The following is an 18,614-nucleotide window of genomic DNA, read 5'->3' on the forward strand; positions in this document are numbered from 1 at the left end:
GTAATGAACCCGAAGTATCCAGGGCTCAGTGTGCGGGTCGCCGACGAAGGCTTCGATGCCTACGTATGGGGCAATGATTTCAGTTTTGAGGTCAGCGCCTATGGTGTGCCCGAGATGGGCAAGCGGGTCGATCAATGGGCCGTGGAGCGTATCTTGCCGTACCGCAAGTGCTATGGCATCGACCCGGAAGAGTTCGCCAGCTTTCGCGATGCGCCGGACAGCGCGATCTTCATGGCCTTCCTGGATGACCGTGCGGTGGGGCATATCGTGGTCAGTACCAATTGGAATGGCTTTGCCCATGTCGACGAGTTGGCGGTGGCCTTGCCCGCCCGCCGTCATGGGGTGGCCAAGGCCCTGCTGGACGTGGCGCAGTTCTGGAGCCGCAAGAAAAACCTGCCGGGCATGATGCTCGAAACCCAGAACAACAACCTCGGTGCCTGCCGGCTGTACGAGCGCTGTGGGTACGTGATGGGCGGAATCGACCACCTGCGTTATCGCGGCATCGACCCACAAACCCGGGAGGTGGCGATTTTCTGGTACCGGTTGTTCAAGCAGTAGGCGCGAACGTGCTCGCGAAAAACACACCGGCGTCGCGTTAAGCCTGACTGCCTGCGCCAGCGTTGCAGGTCTTCGCGCGCAAGCTCGCGCCTACAGGGGTTTTGCCTCGCCAGAGAGAAGGCCTTCGGCTTTCTGCGTGACAATCTCCAGCAATGCATTCAACGCCGGTGAGGTTGCGCCATCCCTGAGTGTCAGTGCGTACAGGTTGACCAGGATCGGCGGCGACACCGGGCAGGTATCGAGCCCGGCCTCCCGCGCACCGAATGCGGTGAACGGATCGACAATCGCCAGGCCTTCACCGGCCTCCACCATGCTGCGCATCATCTGGTAGGTCTGTACCCGCGTCTGCACCACCGGCAGCGGGCGCAAGGCTTGCAGCTTGGCGTCCAGCAGGCGGCTCAGCGGGTCCTGGCCTTCCAGCCCGATCATCGACTGCCCGGCCAGGTCCTGTAGCGCAATGTACTTCTGCTTGGGTTTCAGCCAGCCATGGGGCGCGAGCAGTTGCAGCTTGCCCTGGGCCAATACGGTGCTTTGGATTTGTGGGTGTTCCGGGTCATGCAGGCTCAGGCCCACATCGGCTTCATGCAGCAACAGGCTCCTGACAATCTCCCGAGTCGGCTGGCTCGACAGGTTGCACGGCGTGTCCTGGAAGCGGCGGCGCAGCACCGCGATGCTTTGCGGCAACAGTTGGTTGGCCAGCGGCGGAGTGCACAGGGCGCGCAGTGTGGGGGCGTGATGGTGCTTCAGGCGGCTGGCCAGGCGTTGTATGGGCTCCAGCGCTTCATAGAGGTGGGCGATTTCGGCCTGCAGTTCCAGGGTTTCCCGGGTTGCCTGCAGGCGCCCGCGTACACTGGCAAACAGCATGAAACCCATTTGCTGCTCGGCATCCTTGAGCGTGGCGTCCACATCGCCCACGGGGAGTTGCAACCATTCGGCGGCCGTGCCGAGGTGTCCGGTCTGCAAGATAGCCTGAATCACTTCGATATGACGTAAACGCATGGCCGGAGTCTAGGGTCAGCCGTGCAGGGATTCAATGGCCTGTCAAAAAACAGCGTGAACGTTGATTCGCGTCGACTAACGTTGGCCTTGCGCAACTGCAACAAGCAGGTCATATAACGAGCGTATCAACCGAGAGACAAGGGGGTGCTCACGATGCCTGTAGCAATCGCAGTCGGCAATTTGCGCACCCATCGCGGCTTTACGCGGTGGGCGGTGCTGGTAGTACTGGTCATCATCGGCTTGCTGGCCCTGGCGTTGGGGCCGCGGCTGTTTGGGGAGGTGACCCTGATGGAAATTGCCACGGCCAAGGCCCAGGTCGCCGAGTTGGGCAAGGCTGTCGAACAGTTTCATAACGACACGGGGCGCTACCCGACAGATAAGGAAGGCCTGGAGGTGCTTGTCCAGCAGCCTGCAGGCGAGGTGAAGTGGAAGGGCCCTTACATCGACGAGGATCTGCTGAACGATCCCTGGGGGGTTGCCTATCAGTACCACTTTCCGCCGAGCCAGCCCCAGGTCTCGTTCGATCTGTTCTCATTCGGCAAGGACCGGACATTGGGCGGTGTCGGGGATAACAAGGATATTACCTACGGAGCCAACTGATTCATCTGGCATTACCCATCGACCTGATTAGAATGGCTCGTCTGATCACTAACGACCAATGCCGGTTACCCGGTACTTACAACAAAAACAGGTCTGGTCTCAAATGCCGATGCCCACGAAATTCCTCGGGGTAACGGCCAGGCAACTGCTGGTCCTGGTGACCGTGGGGTGCGTGGCCGCTTATCTTTTCAGTAATCACGATGACGCCACGCCCGAAAGCCTTGCACGGGTTGCCTTTATCCGTTCCCAGGAACAGGTGAGCGAACAAGTCGGGGCGATATTGGGCGTCACGCTGGTGCGGCAGGTGGTGGCGTATCCCGCGTACGGCTCGCCGGGCTACCAGCGCTTGATGTATGCCGTTGAGGGCGAGAAAGGGCAACTGATGGTGACGCTCAAGCAGATCGAGGGGGATCAGGGGATTGAAGTGACGGAGATTCGCCGTCCGTGATCGCCCGGCCCAGTCAATGCCGTCAATGGCCAGGACTGAGCAGGTACGCTCGGGTGATCAATCTTATGAGGCGAGGGTGGTTTGCGATTCGCGGACGATAATGGTCCCCGACTGGATCAGTTTGAATTCATCGCCTTCCAGTTTCTCTACACGGTCGCCAATGGCCAGCTTGTAGGTGGTGGTGGGTGCCGAGCCAGCCAGGTCGCCTTGCGCCGGGTTGGATTCCTGGAACTCATGCACCGAATACACACGTCCTTCTGCGTCTCTGGCATGAAACTGTCCGACTAATACTGCTGCCATCTGTTTAGAACCTCTGGAGATAAACACTCGATTTTCGGTTCTGTAGACCGTCGTAGAGCGGGGTAGTTTACCTATTGAAAAAAAATACTATTCGCTGATGTTTTCAGATGCGTCCTACGTAAGGAGCTACGAGGCAAACGCCTGGGGATTATCAAAACCCTCTGGTGAACCCGCCGCGAAGACTCTATAACTACAAGCTCCTTTAGTCAGACGTCGGGAAAACCTCAATGAGCAAGGTCTACACGATTGCCGTCCTGGTTGGCAGCTTGAGAAAAGAGTCGATCAACCGCAAGGTCGCCTTGGCCTTGGCCGAACTGGCCCCAGCCAACCTCACATTGAAAATTGTCGAAATTGGCGATTTGCCGCTCTACAACGAGGACATCGACGGGGCATCACCGCCCGCAGCCTACAGTACTTTCCGTCAACAGGTACGTTCATCCGACGCGGTGCTGTTCGTAACCCCGGAATACAACCGTTCCGTGCCCGCCCCGTTGAAGAATGCGATTGACGTGGGTTCGCGCCCTTACGGGCAAAGTGCCTGGAGCGGCAAGCCGGGGGCGATCATCAGCGTCTCGCCAGGGGCAATTGGCGGGTTTGGCGCCAACCACCATCTGCGCCAGTCCCTGGTGTTTCTCGATGTGCCGTGCATGCAGCAGCCGGAAGCCTATCTGGGTGGGGCTGGCAATGTGTTCGATGACGCTGGCGCGGTATCGGAAAAGACCAAGCCGTTCCTGCAGGCGTTTATCGATGCCTACGGCAAATGGGTAGAAAAACAGAGCGCTTGAATCGGCACTGATTATCCAATGTGGGAGGGGGCTTGCCCCCTCTCACAGTACTGGATCAGCGCAACCAGTTGGTCCGCGCCAACTCGATCACCTCATCCCCCCGTCCACTCATGACCGCCTTGAGCATGTACAGGCTGAAGCCCTTGGCCTGTTCCAGCTTGATGCTCGGCGGCATCACCAGCTCTTGCGTGGCGGTGACCACGTCTACCAGCACCGGGCCATCATGGGCCAGGGCGCGGCGCAGGGCCGGTTCCAGGTCTTCGGATTGCTCCACGCGAATCCCCAGGATGCCCATGGCATTGGACATGGCCGCGAAGTCCGGGTTTTTCAGCTCGGTACCGGCATCCAGATAGCCGGCCGCTTTCATTTCCATGGCGACAAAACCCAGCGACGAGTTATCGAACACGATGACTTTCACTGGCAACTTCAGTTGCGCCAATGAAATGAAATCGCCCATCAGCATGGCAAAACCCCCGTCGCCCGACATCGAGATCACTTGCCGGCCGGGGAAGGCGGCCTGGGCGCCGATGGCCTGGGGCATGGCGTTGGCCATCGAGCCGTGGTTGAACGAGCCGATCAGGCGGCGCTTGCCGTTCATTTTCAGGTAGCGCGCCGCCCACACGGTCGGAGAACCGACATCGGCGGTGAAGATCGCATCGTCGTCGGCCAGCTCGCTGAGCAAGCGCGCGACGTATTGCGGGTGAATCGGCCGGCCGGCCTTGGACGGTTGCGCCAGGTCATCCAGGCCCTGGCGAGCTTTCTCGTAGTGCTTCAAGGAGGTCTCGAGGAAGCTGCGATCGGTCTTGCGGGTCAGGCGCGGCAGGAGTGCGCCGATGGTCTCGCTCACATCCGCCGCGATGCCCAGGTCCAGGGTGGCGCGACGCCCCAGCGCCTGCGGGTTGCGGTCGATCTGGATGATTTTCGCGTCAGTGGGGTAGAACTGGCGGTACGGAAAGTCAGTGCCGAGCATGATCAGCGTGTCGCAGTCGAGCATGGCGTGGTAGCCGGAGCTGAAACCGATCAGGCCGGTCATGCCCACGTCGAATGGGTTGTCCCATTCCACATGTTCCTTGCCGCGCAGGGCGTGTACGACCGGTGCGCCCAGGGCGTCGGCGAGCGCCACCACTTGGGCATGGGCGCCGGCACAACCGCTGCCGCACAGCAGGGTGACTTTCTGGCTGCTGGCGAGGATTTCGCCGAGGCGCTGCAGGTCTTGTTCCGCTGGCAAGGTGCGGGGTGCATGCAGGGCCGGCCAGGGCTTGAGCGTGTTCTCGACTTCCAGCAATGACACATCCCCCGGAATCACCACCACGGCCACGCCGCGATTGAGGATCGCCGAGCGCATGGCACGGTGCAGCACGTGCGGCATTTGCTCAGGGTTGGTCACCAGCTCGATAAAGTGGCTGCACTCCTTGAACAGCTCCTGGGGGTGGGTTTCCTGGAAGTAGTTCAGGCCAATCTCGGAAGACGGGATCTGGGCCGCGATCGCCAGCACCGGTACATGGTTGCGATGACAGTCGAACAGGCCATTGATCAAATGCAGGTTGCCCGGCCCGCAACTGCCAGCGCACACCGTCAATTCACCGGTGGCCGCCGCTTCGGCACCGGCGGCGAATGCGGCGACTTCCTCGTGGCGAACGTGCATCCACTCGATGCTGTCCATGGTGCGCAACGCATCGGTGAGGCCGTTGAGGCTGTCGCCGGTCAGGCCCCAGATGCGCTTGATGCCCGCCTGCTCAAGGGTGGTCGCCAGTTGTTGGGCCAGGTTGATTTTCGCCATGAAGAACTCCAATCGTCAGTGAGGGTAAAAGCTGCTGATCAGTAGAGGACAGTTCGATCACGGCGAATGCTCCGCCTTTAATGTGAAGATTGCGTCATGGTCGCGCGGTATTGCCGGGTGCGCCGCGCGATAAACCACTGGTCGCGCAGCAGCGCCAGCCAGGGGGCGACCTTGGCATCGGGCAGGCGGCCACGGCTCAGGCGGCGCATCTGGTCACGCACCACGGCCAGGGTGGCGAGGGCGGCCAAGGGTTTGCGCTGCCAACTGACGGGTTTGAGTTGCGGGTTGAGGTCGCGCCCCTCGTGCCAGTGTTTGATCAGTTGCGGTTCCAGGGTCAGGGCGGTAGCGATGCCGGCCATGGCGATACCGCTGTCCAGCACCTGTTGCACGATGGGCAGGCGGCGAATGCCGCCGGTGACCATCAGCGGCATCTTGGCGATGGTCGCCAGCTCTTTGGCAAACTCCAGGAAGTAGGCTTCACGGGCCAGGGTGCGACCGTCCCGCGCTTCGCCTTGCATGGCCGGCGCTTCGTAGCTGCCTCCGGACAATTCCAGCAGGTCGATGGGCAGGGGGTTGAGCATTTCCACCACTGCGCGAGCATCGGCCTCTGCGAATCCGCCGCGCTGGAAATCCGCCGAGTTGAGCTTTAGCCCGACGCAAAAGGACGGGCTGACGCTGGCACGAACCGCGTGGATCACCTCCAGCAGCAGGCGCGCGCGGTTCTCCAGCGAGCCACCCCAGCGGTCAGTGCGCTGGTTGCTCAACGGCGAGAGAAACTGACTGAGCAGGTAGCCGTGCGCGCCGTGGATCTGCACCCCGGTGAACCCGGCTTTCTCGGCCAGGCGTGCGCTGGTGGCGAAGCGTTTGATCACGTCCTGAATGTCGTCCTCGGTCATCGCCTTGGGCTTGGCAAACATCTTCGAAAAGCTGCCCAGGTCCAGTGCAATCGCGGAGGGCGCCAGGGCTTGCTGACCGAGGTTGGCCATGGTCTGGCGACCCGGATGACTGAGCTGTACCCAAAAGTGCACGCCCTTGTCGCGGGCCACGTCGGCCCATTCACGAAAGCTGTCCAGGTGTTGTTCGTCTTCGAGGGCAACGCCGCCGGGGCCGGTCATGGCGCGGCGGTCGATCATCACATTGCCGGTCAGCAGCAGGCCGGGCTCACCGTCCGCCCAGGTTGTGTAAAGCTGCTTGAGTTCACGGGAAGGTGCTTGATCGGCGTCCGCCATATTCTCTTCCATCGCCGCCTTGGCGATGCGGTTGGCGAGGACCTGGCCATTGGGCAGTTGCAAGGGCTCAAAGGGTGACATGAGTTGACTCCGGAGTGGGGGAGGCCTCAGGCTAAGCTTAAAGTTAACTTTAATGTCAAGCGGGTGTTTTGATGAATATTGGTGAGCTGGCAAAGCGGAGTGGGTTGGCGGCGTCGCGTATCCGCTTTTACGAGTCCGAAGGTCTGATCAGCCAAGTGGGGCGCCAGGCCAATGGTTATCGACGCTATGCGCCCGATGCCTTGCAAACGCTGCAACTGATCCAGAGTGCACAACAGGCCGGGTTTACCCTGCAGGAACTCAAGGCATTGATGCCTGCGCCGGGGGAGCACAAGCGTGAGGAGTTAATAGAGGCGCTGGAGCGCAAGGTGGCGCAGATCGAGGCGATGCAGGCGCAGTTGGCTCATAGCAAGGCGCAGTTGCTGGGCGTGATCGAGGCGGTACGGGCGCAGCCGGAAGGCGTGCCGTGCTCCATGGGACAGAAGCAGGTGCTGGCGTCGATCAAGATCGGTGCCTGAAAAAACTCCGATTTGCACCGCCAGGCAGACCCAAATGTGGAAAATCCCCCGTGGCGAGCGGGCTTGCCCCGCGTTGGGCTGCGCAGCAGCCCCAATAAGAGCGCTGCAGTGTGCCAGGCAGCTCCGGGCCTGTGTTTTGGGGCTGCTTCGCAGCCCAACGCGGGTCAAGCCCGCTCGCCACAGCCACAGCCACAGCCACAAGAGTGCGGGCACACCGAGCCTGGGTGAGGTGCCGAGTGGTGGGGCAAGCCCCCTCCCACATTCAGCGCGGGGCATCCGTTAGAGAGTCGTCAGCTCACGGCAATCCCACATTTGAAGCTCAGCGCCGCCGGAACAGCGGCAGCGGCTCATCCGTTGCAGCCTGGTACGTCACCGAGAAGTCCTTGAGGCTTTCCAGCGCCGCGTACGGGTCTTTGTCGGCGCGCAAGGCGAAGGCATCGAACCCGCAGCGGTGCAGGTAGAACAACTGGTCGCGCAACACGTCGCCAATCGCCCGCAGTTCGCCTTTGTAACCGTAACGGTCACGCAGCAAGCGTGCGTTGGAGTAGTTGCGTCCATCGGTAAAGGCCGGGAAGTTCAGGGCGATGACCTGGAAATGCTCCACGTCGTCACCGATTTCCTCGGCTTCTTCATCGGCGTCCAGCCACACGCCCAGGCCGCCATCACGGGCCTTGAGGGCGTGGCCGTGTTCGCGCCACAGGGCTAAAGGCACGATCAGGTCGTCGCAATTGGAAATGCTGTCGAAGCTCGTGTCCTTGGGCAGCAGGTGCCAGGTTTCATCGATGACTTCGTTGTTCTTAATGATTCGCTGCATAGACGCGCTCCTTGAACAGGTCAATGCCGATGCGCTGGTAGGTGTCGATGAAACGCTCATCTTCGGTGCGCTGTTCGATGTAGACGTCGATCAGCTTGCCGATCACCTCGGGCATGGCTTCCTGGGCGAAGGACGGGCCGAGGATCTTGCCCAGGCTCGCATCGCGGCTGGCGCTGCCACCCAGGGACACTTGGTAGAATTCTTCGCCTTTCTTGTCCACGCCCAGGATGCCGATGTGGCCGACGTGGTGGTGACCACAGGCGTTCATGCAACCGGAGATGTTCAGGTCCAGCTCGCCGATGTCGAACAGGTAGTCCAGGTCGTCGAAACGGCGCTGGATCGATTCGGCAATCGGGATCGACTTGGCGTTGGCCAGGGAGCAGAAGTCGCCGCCCGGGCAGCAGATGATGTCGGTCAACAGGCCGATGTTCGGCGTGGCAAAACCGCTTTCGCGCAGCTCGCCCCACAGGGTGAACAACTGGCTTTGCTCAACGTCCGCGAGAATGATGTTCTGCTCGTGGGAGGTGCGCAGTTGGCCGAAGCTGTAGCGCTCGGCCAGGTCGGCCACGGCGTCCAGCTGCTTGTCGGTGATATCGCCCGGTGCAACGCCGGTCGGTTTCAGCGACAGGGTCACCGCCACATAGCCCGGCTTTTTGTGCGCCAGGGTGTTGCGGGTGCGCCAGCGGGCAAAGCCTGGGTGCTGCTGGTCGAGCGCTGCGAGCTCGGCGTCCTGATTGCTCAGGGCCTTGTACTCGGGGTCGACAAAGTGCTTGGCCACACGGTGCACTTCGGCGTCGGTCAAGGTGGTCTGGCCACCGCGCAGGTGCTCCATCTCGGCATCGACTTTCTGGGCGAACACCTCAGGGGTCAGCGCCTTGACCAGGATCTTGATCCGGGCCTTGTATTTGTTGTCACGACGGCCGTAGCGGTTGTAGACCCGCAGGATGGCGTCGAGGTAGCTCAACAGGTCCTGCCACGGCAGGAACTCGTTGATGAACGCGCCCACCACCGGGGTACGGCCCAGGCCGCCACCCACCAGTACACGGAAACCCAGCTCGCCGGCCGCGTTGTACACCGGCTCCAGGCCGATATCGTGTACTTCGATGGCTGCACGGTCCGAGGTCGAGCCATTGATGGCGATCTTGAACTTGCGTGGCAGGTAGGCGAATTCCGGGTGGAAGGTGGTCCATTGACGGACGATTTCGCACCACGGGCGTGGGTCGATCAGCTCGTCGGCGGCAACCCCGGCGAATTGGTCGGTGGTCACGTTGCGCAGGCAGTTACCGCTGGTCTGAATGGCGTGCATCTGCACGGTGGCCAGTTCAGCCAGGATATCCGGCACATCTTCCAGCGCCGGCCAGTTGAACTGCACGTTCTGGCGGGTACTGATGTGGGCATAGCCTTTGTCGTAGTCGCGGGCAATCTTGGCCATCATGCGGGTCTGGCGCGAAGTCAGTTGGCCATAGGGCACGGCCACCCGCAGCATCGGCGCAAAGCGCTGAACATAAAGGCCATTTTGCAGGCGCAGAGGGCGGAACTCTTCTTCGCTCAGTTCACCTGCTAGGTAGCGTCGGGTCTGATCACGGAACTGCTTGACGCGGTCCTCGATGATGCGCTGATCGTATTCGTCGTATACGTACATATAGGTCCTGTTCTCGGCAAATCTGCGCGCACGGCCGCGCACTCCCAACGGAGCCGGCGCACGATACCAGTTTGCGTTTATGCGCAAAAGTGATGTTTGAGTATATGCAAATAACCAAATTGACTAATGAGAACCGTTATCGAGATACCCACATTTGTCATGCGGGCAATCGTGAACTTTACTGTGATCGTGTTTGAGTGCAATCACCTATAAAACTGACAAGAGGCGATGCAATGAGCAATCCGACAAAAGCCCGTAAACCTGACAGTACCGTTGATGCCTGGGCCATTCTGTTTTTGATCATTCTGGTGGTGGGAACTGCCGTGTTCTGGGTCAGCCACCAATAAAGGACCTTGATTGAGCCTCGATTGGTTTGGGCATTGCCACTATCATGGCGGCCTATTTTCGAGGCTCAAACATTCATGTTGAAGGTGTTGATTACGTGTGTCTGGTTGCTGGGATCGACGTATGGGGTGATGGCTCATGCAACGTCGGTGGTGTTTCTCAATCCGGGCATGTCCACGGAAACCTTCTGGGTCAGCTACACGCAATTCATGCAGGCCGCCGCCAAGGACCTCGGCCTGGAATTGCGCGTGCGTTATGGCGAGCGTAATGCCGACAACACGCTGCTCCAGGCGCGTGAGGTACTGCAAGGCAGCCAGCCGCCCGATTACCTGGTGCTGGTGAATGAGCAATACGTTGCACCGCAGATCCTGCGCATGGCCGAGGGCAGCGGCGTGAAGCTGCTGGTGGTGAACAGCGCGCTGACCCCCGACCAGGTGCAATTGCTGGGAACCCGCAGTAGCATCCGTTTGATCGGCAGCCTGGTCGCTGACGATGAAGAGGCTGGCTACCTGATGCTTCGCGACCTGTTGCGCCAGCATGGCCCGGTTGCGCCCGGTCAATCCCTCGACCTGTTGGCCTTTTCCGGCGTCAAGACCACGCCGGTCGCGCAGTTGCGTGAACAAGGCATGCGCCGAGCGCTGGCCGAGCATCCCGAGGTGCGCCTGCGTCAGTTGGTCTACGGGGAATGGAACCGCGAGCGCGCCTTCGAGCAAGCGACGCAGTTGTTCAAGCGCTACCCGCAGACGGCATTGGTGTGGTCGGCCAGCGATCAGATGGCGCTGGGCGCGATGCAGGCGCTCCAGGCCAGTGGGCGTTTACCGGGCAAGGACACGCTGTTCAGTGCCGTCAACAGCTCGCCGGAGATCTTGCAGGCGCGCCTGGACGGGCGTTTGTCGTCCCTGGTCGCCGGGCATTTCACCGTGGGCGGCTGGGCCATGGTGCTGATCCATGATGATGCAAAGGGCGTGGATATTGGCGCATACGGCGGGCGTGACCGTCAGTTGGCGTTATTCCAATTGATCGATGCCGGCCAGGCGCGGCGCTTGTTGGGGCCGACACCGTCGGTGAATTTTCGCGCGCTGTCTGCCCAGGGCAAGCCGGTGTCCTATCGCTACCCCTTCAGCCTGCGTCTGTTGCTGCGCTAGACGCCGGCCAGGTGCAGCACCAGCTTGACGATCCCAAACAAGGTCAAGGCAAACACCACCGTGAACAGGATGCCCAGAATCACAAAGTGGCTGGGCTTGCCGTGGGTAAAGTCGCGGGCGCGATTTTTGCCGCTTTGTACGCCAAAGGCAGCGGCCAGGACGCTGTGAAGCATCTGTAGAAACGTCGGTGGTTTATTGTTCGAATCGTCCATGAGCTGCCTCACGCACTGGGTTGAATAAGCCATTGCCAGAGCATAGCTCGGCTCTGTATTGGCGGTTAAGTATCTACCCCCAGGCCGCCGAACGGCCGTGATCTTCTGATGTGCTCTTAATGAGGTATCAGGAGTGACACCATGCCGGACCGTTCCAAGGGGCTTCATGTCCCGTTTATCAAGCGTCGCTTGCCTGACTGGACGCAGCACCTTCATAGCGCCCACCTGGAGGACATGACCGACACGCGCGATCTCGCGCAACGCTTTATCAGCGTCTACCCTGACCTGTTCGACCAGGCGTCGCCCATGCTGCGCCAGCGTTTACTCGACAGCCAGGCCCGCAGCAACACCTCGATCCAGCAATTGGCCAGGACCCTCAAGGACTTCAAAGGCATCACCGAGTTCTGCAAGCCGCTGTTGATCGAGGCCATGCGCAAGAAATTCGGCCAGACGCCGGATGTGGTCAAGACCCATCTATACCATCTGCACACGTCGAGCCCGGTCGATGCGCAGCCCCTGTTGCAAGCCGCGATGCGAAACTTCGAGGCGAACGAATCATTTGACGAAGTTTCCCTGCAGGAAACCAGTGCACTGGCTCCAGAGGGTTCGTTGGAAAGTGAACGCTATGACGAGACCGATAGGTACCCGTTTGGCAAAACCCGCTACCTCATCCGTAACAAGTTATCAATCAAGCCCGCGGATTTCGCTGGCCTGTGCCGAGAGCTGGATTTGGGCAAGCACTATCAGAACCATCTGCGTGCGGTGTTCCAAACCCCTGGTACGGCCGCCGTCGTGCGTCAGCGGACAATGACGGCAAGCAAGGACCGGCTGCGCGTACAAGCGCACATTGCCAGGATGAAGTTGGACATTGACGAGAGCGTGTACGTTTCGCTGTTGGCGTTCCTCGATGGCACAGGGCAAGCCCGATTTGATGGGAAACCCATGGTTTTCAGTCGCTTGAGTATTCTCGGTTCGACCTTGAGCGACGTGTTCATTATCGGTAACGACTCACGCCAGGCACGAATCGAGTTGCAAAACCCTTGGTACAACCTGATTCCCGGCGTGTGGGTCGCCAAAGGAAGACTGCCTCCCGAGCCCCGATTCGTGGTGTATATCCCTGGGGACCCGGTCAATCCCCTCAAGACTTACGCGTCGGTCAGTGCGTTCGCCAGCGAACTTGGGGTCAAGCTGCGGCACCCCCCTTATCAACGCTTGTTCGCAAGTCTGGTGCCTCATGGAGAGTCGCCAGGATTCCTGCGCCGCCTCAAGAACCAGCTGACGGTTTATCGCTGGAACCCGAATCCGGTCTATCCGGGCCCGCCGTACAATCCCGAAACCTATGCCAACGGGGTCTATGAGCAAGTCTGGAACACCGAGATGAACCTGGCCCTGGAGGAATCGGTCATCGACGGTGAGGTGTTCGGGGCCCGTTATGATTTCCACCTTGCCCGAATCAAATCCAACGCCGGGTTGCTGGCCCGGCCGACCGGTGTCGTAGACCGCGAGGCATGGATAGAGCGACTCCAGCACTACGCTGAATGGGGCATGAACCTGCTGAACGTAGCGGCCTTCTTCGTTCCGGGGCTGGGCGAGATGATGATGGGCGTCACGGCCGTGCAACTGGGCTACGAAGTCTTCGAGGGCGTGGAGGCCTGGAGCGCGGGCGACGCCGACGAAGCCTGGCAGCACTTCAAGTCGGTGTTGCAGAACGTGGCTTACATGGCTGCATTGGGGGCTGTCGCGAGCAAGGGGCCAGCGGTTCTGCCGTCCCGCTTTGTCAACAGCATGTCGAAGGTGACGACGCCATTCGGCAAGGTGCGTCTATGGCACCCGGACCTTGCGGCCTACAAAAGCAGTGCCTCGCTTGAGGGGCTCACCCCCAATGCGTTGGGGCAGTATCGGCTGGGGGGCAAGACCTATATCCGCATGGAGGGCAATGTCTTCGAAAAGACCTTCGATCCCGAGATCAAGCTATGGAGAATCCAGCACCCTACGGTGCACGATACCTACCAGCCCATTCTGAGACACAACGGCTTCGGGGCCTGGCGCCACACCTTGGAGCGTCCGTTGGGGTGGGATCGCGTCGCGTTGATGCGGCGGATGGGGCCGCATATGGAGCCCTTCACCGACGCGCAACTGGAGCAGATCGCCGACGTCAGCGGCGTCAATGACGATCACCTGCGCCGGTTACATACCGATCATCAGCCGCCGCCACCGGTACTGGCTGAGACCGTCCGGCTGTTCGAGCTGGATCGCCAGACGGACGAGGTGATCCGGGATATCCGCCAAGGTGCGTGCCGGGAGGGCCTGTGCCAGTTCATGGTGCCGCTGACGTTGGAGTTGCCGAATTGGCCGGTGGATGAAGTGTTGGAAGTCTTCAGCGGGCCGGAGCCCTGGGGGGCCTCGCAACGTTTCTCTGCGGCGGATGCAGCCGATACGGCAAGGCCCACCATCAAGATCACTCGGGCCGAAGTCGATGCCGGAAAAATGCCAGAGCGCGTGCTGGAAAACCTGGACGACGGGCAAATTGCACGCTTGCTGGGTAGCGAAAACCAGCAGCCGGATGCTGATCGCGTCCAGGTGTTCAGGGATCGTTTGGCCGACCATGCGCAGCGCCGCAGGAAGGCAGTATTCGATAACCTGATGAGCCGGCAAGCCGCCCCGGACGCTGACACGCAGATCCTTCAGCGCAGCTTTCCAACGCTGTCGCCCGAAGCAGCGCGGCAGGTATTGAGCCATGCCAGCGACGAGGTGCTGGGGCAATTGCGCAGCACCCAGCGGGTTCCCCTGCGACTGGCCACGCAAATACGTGTGCATTTGCATGAAAGCGGCGTAAGCCGGGCATTGATCGGCCTGTCCGTGGAGAGCCTGGCGTCCTCGGCCAGCGATCGCCTGGCACTGCACTGCCTGGAACACCTGCCCGGTTGGTCGGCGGATACACGGGTGGAGGTGCGGTTGCACGGGGTGAGGGGGCCGCTGGTGGACAGCATCGGCGGCGAGCAGGCCGCCACGCGCTACTACCTGGTAAAGGGCGGCGATTTCATTCAAGCGTTCGATGCCCAGGGCAAGGCGTTGAACAGCGTGCCGGCGTCCGGGCGCAATCTGTTTGAATCGCTGCTGGAGGTCGTGCCCGCGCCAGTACGAGAGTCATTACAAGGCAAGCCGAGCGAGGCACTGCGCAAGCAGGTGGTCGACTACGCGCTCAGCCATCGTGACGACATGTCTCGGATCATCAAGCGCGACCCGCTCAAACGCGGCGGCGGGCGATTGTTGCGCCGCCCATCCGGCCGGGTCGGTTATGCGGCCAGCGGCGATGTTGCCGGTTTCGCCGATGAAGCCCTTGTCGCCAGGGTGCGGGCGATCTATCCCAATGTCACGGATCAACAAGCCTTGCAGTTTGTCAGGAGCCGCCTCAGTGCGGGTGATACCGACCAGCAGGTTTTTCATCTGTTGGAAAACCGGCGCAGGGAGTTCGAAGGCTTGTGTTCCACATTGGATACCTGGGTTGAAGGTGTCTTGTCACCTGATCCACGTGGTTCGATACGGACACACCTGCGGGGGATCGCCGATCGGATCATTGACTGCTGGAGAAACGGTCTGTACCGCGGACTGGCGCCAGCGTTCGAGCTGGACATCGCGAGTACATTGTCCGTGCCGAGGCTGGCCGCCGACTTTTCCCATGTGCGCAGGCTGCGATTGACCAGTCTACAGCTTGCCGGTAGCGACCTTGAGCGGATGTTTCCTGCGCTGAAAAGCCTTGAACTCAACGTCATACCCCTGCACATACCGATGTTGGCCGATCAACTTTCGTCGCTCCAGACCCTGACTGAGCTCAAGCTCACCTTTTCTGCCCAGGGCGTGGGCGATTCGCTCGCGTTGTCGCAAGCCTTGCAGGGGATGACGCAACTGGAGCGGTTGCATCTGGTTGGCAATATTCCTGAGCTCGATTACAGCACGCTGCCTCGTTTGCGAGCCCTGACGCTGGCGGGGCCCATGGGCCAATGGCCGACCGGGGTTCTAGCCCTGCCGGCCCTGGAGTCGCTGGATTTGTCCGGTGTCGCTGTTCAGTCTTTGCCGAACGAACTGTTCAGCGGGCACGAGGCGTTATGGCGCCGATTGCAGTTGAACTGGGGGGCATTGGAGCCAGAACAATTCACGCGGGTGTTTGACTACGTGCACGATAACCCCGGCCATTTGGTCGAGGAGTCGCAGGTTATTGCACACCACTGTCACCAACGCCTTGGGGCGTTGGTGCCCAATCATTGGCGCTTTGCTGGCGACGCTTTGGCCGCTTTACGCCGTGAAGGGCTGGAAGGGCGAGGGCTGCTGGATAAGGTTGTGGCATTGGAGCAAGAACACAGCGCTCTGGATGGGGCGCTGGAACAATGGCAGGCCACGCCGGTACGCGTCGACGGGCGGCCAGCATCGGTGCAGGGGCGCAGGGCGTGGGCTGACAGGGTGCGCGCCCTGTGGCGTGACGCGCTGGTTGCTCGCTACGGGGGCGGGGAGCCTGAGGCGGGGCCCTCCCGACTCTTTGACGAGCCGCGTCGCACCGATCGATGGAGCTTGGGCGATACCAGTGGGCTGGGAGACCTGCCTGCGCTGGGCGATGTTCAGTTCACCCAGATACGTGTCCTGAGTCTGGCAAGGGCCAACCTTTCCACGGCGCAAGCCAATGATTTGCTTCTGCATTTTCCCAACCTGGAAGAACTCGATCTGAGTGGCAACCGGCTGACCGATCTACCCCAGGCCCTGGAGACGCAGCAGCGGCTCACCAAGGTGAACCTGTCTGGCAACGAACTGACGATCACCCCCTCGATACAAGCACGGCTCAATCGCCTGACGTCCCTGCAGGGGCTCGACCTGGCGGGCAATCGCCTCACCGGGCTTAGTGTGAATGCGCTGATGGAGTTGCAGTCTCTGAATGTCAGCCGCACCCAGCTCCGGGCATGGCCGGAAGGGGTGCTGGACCTGTCGAAACTGCGCTTTCTGGATTTGAGCTACAGCGCTATCACGGAGGTGCCCAATGCGCTGTGGACGGACCACGATATACTCTTGGCGCACACCTCCTTGCGCGGTTGCCGATTGAGCCCGCAAGCCATCACTGCGGTGCAGGCGTTTGCTGAGCGTACCGCCCCGGGCACACCGTCGGCGTTCCTCTATAGAAACCCGCTGGGCATCGACCGCCCCGTGCTCGCTGCCGGCAGAACCGGAGGCGACCCGGAGTTTTTCCCGGAAGAAGTGTCGGAACAACCGGATTTGTTAGTGCCACTGCCTGTAGACGTGCCAGGGCAGTTACCGCTGACGTCGGCCGAACGGCTGCAACGTCTTGATCCCCAGCTTGGCGCGGGCCAAGCCGTTGAGCGGCTGGACGCCTGGTTGGGGCAGGGGGTGAGCGCGACGCAAATCGAGGATGCATTGCGGCTGTGGCAGGAGCAGCAGGTACAAATGATCCAAGGCTTGAATCGCTGGATTGATAACCCTGCGGTGCGCAGTCGTGATGGGTGGGTCAACGCGCCCGATCGTCGTCGTGCCGCAGACCGTTTGATGGCGTGCTGGCGCGAGACGCTGCGCGAGGTGCGCAGCGCAGAGGCGGTCGCGAACGATTATGCCCTTGATTTGAGCGGTTTGACGGTGGGCGACCTACCGGCCCTGCCGATCACATTCAGGCATGTGGGAACGCTGGATCTGAGCAATGTCGGGCTCACGACCGCTTCGGATGCGTTTTTGCGCGCATTCCCCAGGCTGGAGAGCCTGATGCTCAACGGCAATGGCCTGGGCGCGCTGCCCGACGCGGTGACGGGGCTTGAGCGGCTGACCCGGCTGAGTGCCCACCACAATGAACTGAGCGATGCCCCGTTGCTGCAGCGCCAATTGCGCGCCTTGCCGCAACTGCAACAGGTCGACCTGGAAACCAACCACCTGGATAGTTTCGATGTGGCCGGCCTGGACCGGTTGCAGGTCCTCAACCTGAATTACAACAGGCTCAGCGACTGGCCCGCAGGTGTGCTGGAGGCGCCCGCGCTGACCACGCTGGGCCTGCGCAGCAACTACAACATAGAGACCATTCCGGTGGGGGCATTCTTGCCGGAACATAATGCGTTGATGGCTGGAACGGACCTGTCCGACAACATGTTGGAGGAGAGAGAGTTCCTGCGGTTGCAGGAGTATCAGCGCGAAACGGGCCGGGGCTTGGGTTTTACCCCCCACGACATCGACGAGTTGCTTGCAGGCTTCCATTCCGAAGCCGAGGACGATGAGCCTGGTCTTGCGCTTCACCCGGAGAACGAGACGCCGGAACAGGCCAAGGCCCGGTGGTTTACCGGCGGCGCCGCCGACTCCGAAAGGCAGGCGGTGTGGGACACGGTAATGGCACAGGACGCGAGGATGGTTCAGGAGGAGGGGGCGCCTGAGGGCACGCCAGGTGACTTGGCGACTATATTGGGACAACTGCGCCATACCCGGGATTTTCAGCTGGACCGTGTCAATCTCACGGAGCGGGTGTGGAACGTCCTGGAAGCGGCGTATGGCGATCAAGCGCTGCGCGAGCGTCTGTTGGGGATCGCCCGGGCGTCAAGGCATGGTGCGACATGTGGCGATGGCCGGATCTTATTGTTCAATGCGCTGGAGGTCGAGGTGTTTGAGTTCAATGCCTTGCGCGCCATCGACCCCGCCGACAAGGGCCGGGTCCTGCTGAAACTGTCCAGAAAGCTGTTTCGTCTGGCTCAGGTGGAAGCCCAGGCCGAAGCGCGCATCCAGCAGAACCCAGGCATAGATCCCGCGGAAATTCGCCTGGCTTATCGTATTGGCCTGGCCCAGCGCCTGGAGTTGCCGACCCAGCCCAGGAGCATGCTCTACAACAACCTGTCCCGTGTAATGGCGGCAGACTTGGATGCGGCCTATACGGCGATAATCGCCCAGGAACAAACCCCGGCGTTCATCGAGCAACTGACCGTGCGTCAATACTGGGTCAATTACCTGCAGGAAAAGTACCCGGATAAGTTCTCGGCGGTGCAACAGACGCTGGATGACGCCCTCTCGACCTTGGAGGATCAATACGCCGAATTCAATCCGGCGTATTTCGAGGCGTTGCAGGCCCTGCAAAAAACCAATGAGTCGGCCCGGCGCAAACTGTTGAACGAGCTTTCAACCGGCGAAATAGCCGATTTGGGCGACTAACTGGTCGTCAGGCACCGGGCC

The 18,614-nt window shown here is 61.0% G+C and carries 14 protein-coding genes; 7 read left to right on the top strand and 7 right to left on the bottom strand.

What is annotated here, in order from left to right:
• The first annotated feature begins 3 nt into the window (after positions 1-3).
• Positions 4-558, top strand: a complete 555-nt coding sequence (locus QU606_RS17325) for a GNAT family N-acetyltransferase (protein WP_041160917.1) — start codon at positions 4-6, stop codon at positions 556-558.
• A 90-nt stretch (positions 559-648) separates the two neighbouring features.
• On the opposite strand, the gene QU606_RS17330 is transcribed toward QU606_RS17325, so the two are convergent.
• Positions 649-1,557 (bottom strand): LysR substrate-binding domain-containing protein, encoded by a 909-nt coding sequence (locus tag QU606_RS17330; RefSeq protein ID WP_069075858.1) that lies wholly within the window; start codon positions 1,555-1,557, stop codon positions 649-651.
• A 153-nt stretch (positions 1,558-1,710) separates the two neighbouring features.
• Here QU606_RS17330 and gspG point away from each other — a divergent pair, with 153 nt between their 5' ends.
• Both gspG and QU606_RS17340 read left to right on the top strand, forming a co-directional pair.
• Positions 1,711-2,157, top strand: coding sequence for a type II secretion system major pseudopilin GspG (gene gspG / locus QU606_RS17335; protein ID WP_069075859.1), 447 nt, complete (start codon positions 1,711-1,713; stop codon positions 2,155-2,157).
• A gap of 103 nt (positions 2,158-2,260) precedes the next feature.
• Complete coding sequence (locus QU606_RS17340) at positions 2,261-2,605, top strand: hypothetical protein (protein WP_041161183.1); 345 nt, start codon at positions 2,261-2,263, stop codon at positions 2,603-2,605.
• Between the two features lie 63 nt (positions 2,606-2,668).
• On the opposite strand, the gene QU606_RS17345 is transcribed toward QU606_RS17340, so the two are convergent.
• Positions 2,669-2,905: a hypothetical protein gene (locus tag QU606_RS17345; protein WP_027606489.1), complete on the bottom strand. Its 237-nt coding sequence runs from the start codon at positions 2,903-2,905 to the stop codon at positions 2,669-2,671.
• A 227-nt stretch (positions 2,906-3,132) separates the two neighbouring features.
• On the opposite strand from QU606_RS17345, the gene QU606_RS17350 reads away from it, so the two are divergent.
• On the top strand, positions 3,133-3,690 hold the full coding sequence (locus tag QU606_RS17350; protein ID WP_024075114.1) for an NADPH-dependent FMN reductase: 558 nt from the start codon (positions 3,133-3,135) through the stop codon (positions 3,688-3,690).
• Between the two features lie 55 nt (positions 3,691-3,745).
• On the opposite strand, the gene poxB is transcribed toward QU606_RS17350, so the two are convergent.
• Positions 3,746-5,470: a ubiquinone-dependent pyruvate dehydrogenase gene (gene poxB, locus QU606_RS17355; RefSeq protein ID WP_150294016.1), complete on the bottom strand. Its 1,725-nt coding sequence runs from the start codon at positions 5,468-5,470 to the stop codon at positions 3,746-3,748.
• Positions 5,471-5,547: 77 nt separating this feature from the next.
• Positions 5,548-6,780: an NADH:flavin oxidoreductase/NADH oxidase family protein gene (locus QU606_RS17360; RefSeq protein ID WP_193690565.1), complete on the bottom strand. Its 1,233-nt coding sequence runs from the start codon at positions 6,778-6,780 to the stop codon at positions 5,548-5,550.
• 71 nt (positions 6,781-6,851) lie between these two features.
• Between QU606_RS17360 and QU606_RS17365 the strand changes: the two genes are divergently transcribed.
• Complete coding sequence (locus QU606_RS17365) at positions 6,852-7,256, top strand: MerR family transcriptional regulator (protein WP_193690566.1); 405 nt, start codon at positions 6,852-6,854, stop codon at positions 7,254-7,256.
• A gap of 319 nt (positions 7,257-7,575) precedes the next feature.
• Here QU606_RS17365 and QU606_RS17370 read toward each other — a convergent pair whose 3' ends face one another.
• Together QU606_RS17370 and QU606_RS17375 are read right to left on the bottom strand one after the other, a co-directional pair.
• Positions 7,576-8,070, bottom strand: coding sequence for a DUF934 domain-containing protein (locus QU606_RS17370; protein WP_024075118.1), 495 nt, complete (start codon positions 8,068-8,070; stop codon positions 7,576-7,578).
• Positions 8,054-9,712, bottom strand: coding sequence for a nitrite/sulfite reductase (locus tag QU606_RS17375; RefSeq protein WP_024075119.1), 1,659 nt, complete (start codon positions 9,710-9,712; stop codon positions 8,054-8,056). Before QU606_RS17375 ends, QU606_RS17370 begins: the two co-directional genes overlap by 17 nt.
• A gap of 422 nt (positions 9,713-10,134) precedes the next feature.
• Between QU606_RS17375 and QU606_RS17380 the strand changes: the two genes are divergently transcribed.
• On the top strand, positions 10,135-11,202 hold the full coding sequence (locus QU606_RS17380; RefSeq protein ID WP_069075863.1) for an ABC transporter substrate-binding protein: 1,068 nt from the start codon (positions 10,135-10,137) through the stop codon (positions 11,200-11,202).
• Here QU606_RS17380 and QU606_RS17385 read toward each other — a convergent pair.
• Positions 11,199-11,414, bottom strand: a complete 216-nt coding sequence (locus tag QU606_RS17385) for a DUF2970 domain-containing protein (RefSeq protein WP_024075121.1) — start codon at positions 11,412-11,414, stop codon at positions 11,199-11,201. The two genes, QU606_RS17380 and QU606_RS17385, sit on opposite strands and share 4 nt — an antisense overlap.
• Positions 11,415-11,555: 141 nt before the next feature.
• Between QU606_RS17385 and QU606_RS17390 the strand changes: the two genes are divergently transcribed.
• Positions 11,556-18,593, top strand: a complete 7,038-nt coding sequence (locus QU606_RS17390; protein ID WP_304997243.1) for a dermonecrotic toxin domain-containing protein — start codon at positions 11,556-11,558, stop codon at positions 18,591-18,593.
• Positions 18,594-18,614: the final 21 nt, after the last annotated feature.

The organism is Pseudomonas sp. OVF7 (assembly GCF_030644265.1).
GTDB lineage: Bacteria > Pseudomonadota > Gammaproteobacteria > Pseudomonadales > Pseudomonadaceae > Aquipseudomonas > Aquipseudomonas gorinensis.